The sequence below is a fragment of the Leucobacter celer subsp. astrifaciens genome (assembly GCF_001273835.1).
Taxonomy (GTDB): domain Bacteria; phylum Actinomycetota; class Actinomycetes; order Actinomycetales; family Microbacteriaceae; genus Leucobacter; species Leucobacter celer.
In genome coordinates this window covers 1-6,355 of sequence record NZ_JHEI01000109.1, presented here as the reverse complement: position 1 = coordinate 6,355, position 6,355 = coordinate 1, and the positions used below count along the sequence as shown (strand labels likewise).

At 69.2% G+C, this 6,355-nt stretch carries 3 protein-coding genes and 2 pseudogenes; all 5 read left to right on the top strand.

Going from position 1 to position 6,355, the window contains the following annotated elements; genetic code table 11:
• A pseudogene (locus AMS65_RS00320) lies at positions 1–357 on the top strand (hypothetical protein); the annotation flags it as partial.
• Complete coding sequence (locus tag AMS65_RS00315) at positions 354–1,400, top strand: FecCD family ABC transporter permease (RefSeq protein WP_075200772.1); 1,047 nt, start codon at positions 354–356, stop codon at positions 1,398–1,400. The pseudogene AMS65_RS00320 and the gene AMS65_RS00315, both read left to right, overlap by 4 nt.
• Positions 1,397–2,551, top strand: a complete 1,155-nt coding sequence (locus AMS65_RS00310; RefSeq protein WP_206541950.1) for a FecCD family ABC transporter permease — start codon at positions 1,397–1,399, stop codon at positions 2,549–2,551. The genes AMS65_RS00315 and AMS65_RS00310 overlap by 4 nt, the downstream gene beginning before the upstream one ends.
• The gene (locus AMS65_RS00305; RefSeq protein WP_053382209.1) at positions 2,551–3,375 is read left to right on the top strand and encodes an ABC transporter ATP-binding protein; all 825 of its coding nucleotides are present in this window, start codon (positions 2,551–2,553) and stop codon (positions 3,373–3,375) included. Before AMS65_RS00310 ends, AMS65_RS00305 begins: the two co-directional genes overlap by 1 nt.
• A 136-nt stretch (positions 3,376–3,511) precedes the next feature.
• Positions 3,512–6,355, top strand: a pseudogene (locus AMS65_RS00300) (hypothetical protein); the annotation flags it as partial.

The window sequence follows — 6,355 nt, the reverse complement described above, 5'->3', positions numbered from 1 at the left end:
CAAACCGGCGGCGGCGCTGGGACGGGAGGCTCCGACGCGGGGGGTGCGGAGGGCGCTCCGGTCGAGAGCGGAGAACTGAAACTCGACGTGGGCGATGAGGAGTCTGCGACGAGCATGGACGAGGTCACGACGAAGATCGACGAGGGCGAGGCCGGCGATGACGCCCAACGCGTCGAAGCGGCCGCAGCACCGCTGGGGACCGCCGGGTCGCTCCCCTGGGTGGGCATCGCTGTGCTCGGCGGTGCTCTCGTGCTGGGCAGCGCCGGGATCGTCTGGGCGCTGCTGCATCGCCGCAAGCTCGCGACGCAGGCTGCCACAGCGTCAGCCGCGCCGGCGCCGTCCGAGCCGGAGGCATGAGCGCCCCGTCCATCGCCGGCAGTCGCTCCTCCGCCCCGGAGATCGCGCGTCCCGGCGGGGTCCGGGCCGGTGCTGTCGTCGGCGCGGTCATCGCGCTCGCGGCGGCAGCGCTGCTCTCGCTGTCGATCGGGTCGAGGCAGATCCCCCTCGACGAGGCCTGGAGCCTGCTGCTCGTCCCTGACGGGTCGAGCGCGTCGACGGTGCTGCACGAGCTGCGCGTGCCCCGCACCCTGCTCGGCGCGACGGTGGGCGCGGCGCTCGGGGTGGCCGGCGGGCTGATGCAGTCGCTCACCCGCAACCCTCTGGCCGACCCCGGCATCCTGGGCATCAACGCCGGCGCCTCGGTCGCGGTGGTGCTGGTCGTCGCGCTGACGGGCGTGAGCGGCATCGGCTTCTACCTGTGGTTCGCCTTCGCCGGTGCCGCGCTCGCCTCGGTCGCGGTCTACGCACTCGGCAGCTCGCACCGGCAGGCGGCGACTCCCGTGCGGCTCGCGCTCGCTGGCGTGGCCATCAGCGCCGCGCTGCAGGCGCTCACGACGACGATCATCCTCGCCGACCAGACCGCCTTCAACGAGTTCCGCTACTGGGTATCGGGCTCGCTCGAGGGGCGTATGTACCCGATCCTCTTCACCATCCTGCCCTTCGTGCTCGCGGGCCTGCTCATCGCGGCGCTCATCGCCCCGGCGCTCAACGCGCTCGCACTCGGCTCCGAGACCGGGAAGGCGCTCGGGGTGCGGGTGCGCACCACGCGGGTGTGGACGATGATCGCGATCACGCTGCTGTGCGGCGCCGCAACCGCCGCCGTCGGGCCGATCGGGTTCGTCGGGCTCGCGGTGCCGTTCGCCGCACGGCTCATCGTGGGCTCGGACCAGCGATGGGTCACCGTGTTCTCGGCGCTGCTGGGGCCCGTGTGGCTGCTCGGCGCCGACATCATCGCGCGCGTGGTCGTTCCCGAGGAAGTTCCGGTCGGGGTCATCGCCGCGCTCGTCGGTGCACCGGTCTTCGTGTACATCGTGCGGCGGCGAAGGATCGCGGCGCTGTGAACGGGGTACGACCGGCCGGCGCCGCATCGCACGCGAGCCCTGCGGCGTCTCCGCCGGAGAGCACGGGCGCCCCCTCATCCGGCGCGGGCGAGGCGAGTCGCAGGATCTCCCGTGTACTCCGCCGCCGTCACGCGATGCTGCGCATCGGAGGTCTCAGCTTCCGCTTCGAGCGGCGCGGCGCGACAGTGTATGCGCTTCTGCTGCTGAGCGCCGCGGTCGCCGGCGTCGCGGGGATCCTGATCGGGGACTACCCGATATCTCTCGGTCAGGTGATCGCCTCGCTGGGAGGAACGGCGGAGGATCCGCTCGCGCAGTACTTCGTCACCGACGTGCGCCTGCCGCGCGCGGTGAGCGCCCTGATGGTAGGGGCCGCGCTCGGAATGTCCGGAGCGATCTTCCAGACGCTCTCCGGCAACCCGCTCGGCAGCCCCGACATCATCGGGTTCACGACGGGGGCGGCGACGGGGGCGCTCGTGCAGATCATCCTCTTCGGGGGCAGCACGCTCTCCATCGCGATCGCCGCCGTCGTGGGAGGGCTGCTGACCGCGGTGATCGTGATCGCGCTCTCTTGGCGACGCGGTGTGGCCGGCTTCCGCCTCGTGCTGGTCGGCATCGGCGTCGGCGCGGTGCTCGCCGCGATCAACTCGCTGCTCGTGGTGCGGGCCCCGCTCGAGGCGGCGCAGACCGCTTCGCAGTGGCTGGCCGGATCCCTCAACTCGACGCTGTGGCCCGAGGTCGCCGCGGTCGCGCTGGCGATAGCGGTACTCGCGCCGATCGTGGTCTGGCAGTTCGGCCCGCTCTCGCAGTTCCCGCTGGGAGACGACACCGCGACGGGGATCGGGGTGCGGGTCGGGCGCTCGCGCATCGTGCTCGTCATCGCGGGCGTGGGGCTCATGGCGGTTGCGACGGCCGCGACCGGGCCCATCGCGTTCATCGCGCTCGCGGCCCCCCACCTGGTCAAGAAGCTGACGCGCACCGCGGGGCTCGGGCTGTTCGGCGCGGCGCTGATGGGCGGGGTGCTCGTGCTCGTCTCTGATCTCATCGCCCGGCGTCTGTTCGCGCCGACGGAGCTCGCGGTGGGCGTCATCACAGGCGCCCTCGGCGGTCTTTACCTCGTTTGGCTGCTCGCGATCGAAAGGAAACGGCTGTGATGTCGAACACGGAGGCGAGTCGGCTGATCGGCCGCGGGCTCGAAGCGGGCTACGGGGGCGGCAGCCGGATTCTGCACGATGTCGACGTAGCGATCCCCGATGGGGAGTTCACGGTGATCGTCGGCCCGAACGCCTGCGGCAAGTCCACTCTGCTGAAGGCGCTCGCGCGCATGCTGCCGCTGCAGAAGGGCGAGGTGCTGCTCGACGGTGCCCCGATCCGCAGCTACGCGCCCAAGGCCGCGGCGCGCAAGCTGGGGCTCTTGCCGCAGGCGCCCGTCGCGCCCGACGGCATCACCGTGGCCGATCTCGTCGCGCGGGGTCGCTACCCGCACCAGAACCTCCTGCGGCAGTGGACACCCGACGACGAGAGGGCGGTGATCGACGCGTTGCTGGCCGCGAATGTCGAGCAGCTCGCGGAGCGCAACGTCGACGAGCTCTCGGGGGGTCAGCGGCAGCGGGTGTGGATCGCCATGGCCCTGGCGCAGCAGACGCCGATCCTGCTGCTCGATGAGCCGACCACCTACCTCGACATCGCGCACCAGGTGGAGGTGCTGAATCTCGCCCGACGGCTGCAGCGGGAGGGGCGCACGGTGGTGCTGGTGCTGCATGAACTGCATCTCGCCTTCCGGTACGCCACACACCTCATCGTGATGCGCGAGGGGCGCATCGAGGCCAGCGGTCCGCCCGAGCAGGTCGTCACGGAGGAGTTGATCGAGCGCGTGTACGAGCTGCCGTGCCGGGTGATCCCGGATCCGGTGACGGGCCGCCCGCTGGTGCTGCCGCTGGACATGGAGATGATGGCCGGTGAGACCGCGCAGCGGTGATACGGCTCCCAGAGATCGAGTTCGCCTTAAAGATCGGATGAAGATTATGTTAGCCTTACTCACAGCAGGTTTGAAGGCTTCCGGGTCGATATGAGTTCTTTCGATCCGGATCTTCCATGTGCGGAGAGGTGCTGTCATGAATGTCCCAGGATCATCGGTGCTGGATCGATCCCTTCGTCGGCCCCTGGCGCTCGCCGTGGCCGCAGCGCTCGCGCTGACTGGACTCGTCGCCGCGGAGACGGCCGGAGCGCCTGCCGCGCAGGCCGCGGAGCAGACTTACGAGTTCCCCGACGGGGCGACGGTCACCTATGACAACGAAGTGGTTCTGGGGGAGCCGATCGTGCTCGCCGGAACCGGATGGAAGACGAAAGAGGACCATCCGGAGACCGAGTGGCCCTACAGCGTGGATGAGGGGAGCGAGGGCTCCATCATCGGAGTGAAGTTCTTCGGTCCCGACGGCACTGTCGTCCGTGACCCGAAGCCGACCAACCCCTGGAACGGCGACATCGACTACGCGAGTCCCGATGTCTGGCACATCATCCAGTCGGCGGGCACGGGCGAGTGGTGGCAGGATCCCGAAGGGGTCGACCCCAACTCAAATAACGAGGTCTGGGCGGGCATCGAGTACGGCGAGTGGCGCACCTCGATCGACTGGCCCAGCGCGGAGAGCGGTGCGACGAACGCGCCCGATCTGGAGCCGGGCGATACCTTCAACCTGCAGTTGCTCGGCGGCACCCTCTACGGCAACATCGTGAGTTCCGACCCTGCGGTGCAGGCGAAGCGGCCCGACGTCTCCCGCACGGTCAGCCTCGAATTCACGGTGGTCGAGGCCGCTCCGTCCGCCGAGGCCCCGACTGTGACCGAACACCCGCAGAGCGTTGCAGGGGCGAACGGCAGCGAGGTCTCCTTCTCCGCTGCAGCGACCGGAGATCCCGCACCGGCCGTGCAGTGGCAGCGTTCGCAGGCGTTCTCGTCCGGAGAGCCCGCGGAGAGCGCGAACTGGATCAATATCTCTGGCGCCACGGACACCACGCTGACGGTGGCGGCAGGTACCAGCCCCCATCTCAACAACCGCTGGTACCGCGCGGTCTTCACCAACTCCGAGGGCACGGCGACCACAAATCCAGCGAAGCTGAGTATCGCGCCCGCCCCGACCGTCACGCAGCACCCGAACTCCGTCGGTCAGACGATTGACGTCGGCGGAACGGCCACCTTTGCGGCGGCGGCGACGAGCGATCTCGACCTGACGGTGCAGTGGCAGTCGAACAACACGCGCCTCGCCAACGGCGAGCCCGATGGCGCGTCCTGGGCCCCGATTGCCGGTGAGGCGTCGGAGACACTCATCGTGACCGGCACCGACTCCGCGGCGCAGCACGGCACCTTCTACCGCGCGGTGTTCTCGAACGCGTCCGGCTCGACCGCCAGCTATCCTGCCGAACTGCGCTTCTTCGACCGGCTGGACTCGTCCGCCGAGGTCACTGTCTCGGGGGAGTCCTACGGTCCGGTCACCCCGAATCAGCCCTTCTCGGTATGGGCCCCGAATGCCGTGGTCGCCGGTGAGCCGATCGTGATCGAGGGTTCCGGATACCTCGCCACAGACGGCGCCACCGGATCGGTCGCGAACTTCATGGTCGACGCCTCGTATTCAGGTGATCCCAACACCCTGAACACGACCCGCGACATCGTGAACCCGGTGAACGGGCAGGTATTCGCCGACAAGCGCTCGCACGGTATCGTGCAGGCGGCCGGGGATGGCACCTGGCGCATCGAGATCCCGTGGCCCGACGAGACCAACACCACGCGCGATGCCGCCTTCTTCGACTCGAACTGGAGCGAGGGAACGCATCATGTCGTGCGCATCCTCACCGGCTCCCTGCTGACCAGCCCCGCCGACTACCAGCGCGGCATCTCGGTGCGCTTCACCGTGGTCGATGAGCCGACCCAGGCTCCTCAGACCCCCGAGGTCGCGCTGACGAGCGCAGAGGTCGAGCAGTACGGCGACCTGTGGTTCAACCTCTCGAAGTTCGATGAGGGTGCCTCGGTCGCGGTCGAACTGGTGGACGGCACAGGTGAAACCGTGGCGTCGAAGCCCTTCGTCATCGGCGTCGATGGCAACACCGCCAACCCCGATGGGCAGACCTATCGCAAGCTGACCGTACCGCGCGATGCGGTGCCGGGCTCCGGTTACCAGGTGCGCGTGCGCGACACGGCATCTGACGCCGTGCTCGCGACGAGCGGTGTCGTGACCGTCGCGCCGGCGACGACACGCGTTTTCAACCCCGGAGACCACGCGAGCGGCGTCGAAGATCTGCTCGTGCAGCGCGGAGGGGTCTGGACCTTCCACGCGGTCGGATTCGCCCCCGGCGGCAAGCTCTCCGCGACGGCAGAGATCGACGGGCAGACGACGACACTGACCGGGCCGGGTCAGATCGGTGGTGCTGAGGCCGCCTGGCAGCTGGATGCGAACGGCGACACCGACCGGGGCGGTTACACGCGCGTGCAACTGCCCGAAGCTGCGACGACCGGCGAATTCCAGGTGACCTTCAGCGACGGCACCACACAGGTGGAGCGCACGCTGATCATCGAGTCGGAGACGGAGGAGGCCACGGTGACGGTGGCGCCGAACGCCGAGATCGGAGGCTCGCTGCGTGTGACGGGCACGGGCTTCACGCATCCGACCGAGGGCGGATCCCGCATCGCGATCAAGATCGACGATGGCTCCTATTCCAGGCTTGACGAGTCTCTGCATCAGAACCGCACGATCTGGTGGATCGTCGACGCCGATGAGAACGGCGACTTCACGATCGACATGCCGCTTCCCAACGGCACGGGTGCGGATGGCCCGGGGGTCGACAGCCTCGGCTCCAGCCCGGTGCTCGAACCCGGAGGCACGCATACCCTGAGGTTCTTGACCGGCAATCTGAACGGAGGGCCTTCGCGCACCATCCAGTCCGGCCCCTTCTCGGTTGTGGCTGCGCCG

What these genes read in the sequence shown, in the direction of transcription:
- AMS65_RS00315 (WP_075200772.1), top strand. Translation starts at nt 354, where the DNA reads ATGAGCGCCCCGTCCATCGCCGGCAGTCGCTCCTCCGCCCCGGAGATC.
- AMS65_RS00305 (WP_053382209.1), top strand. Translation starts at nt 2,551, where the DNA reads ATGTCGAACACGGAGGCGAGTCGGCTGATCGGCCGCGGGCTCGAAGCG.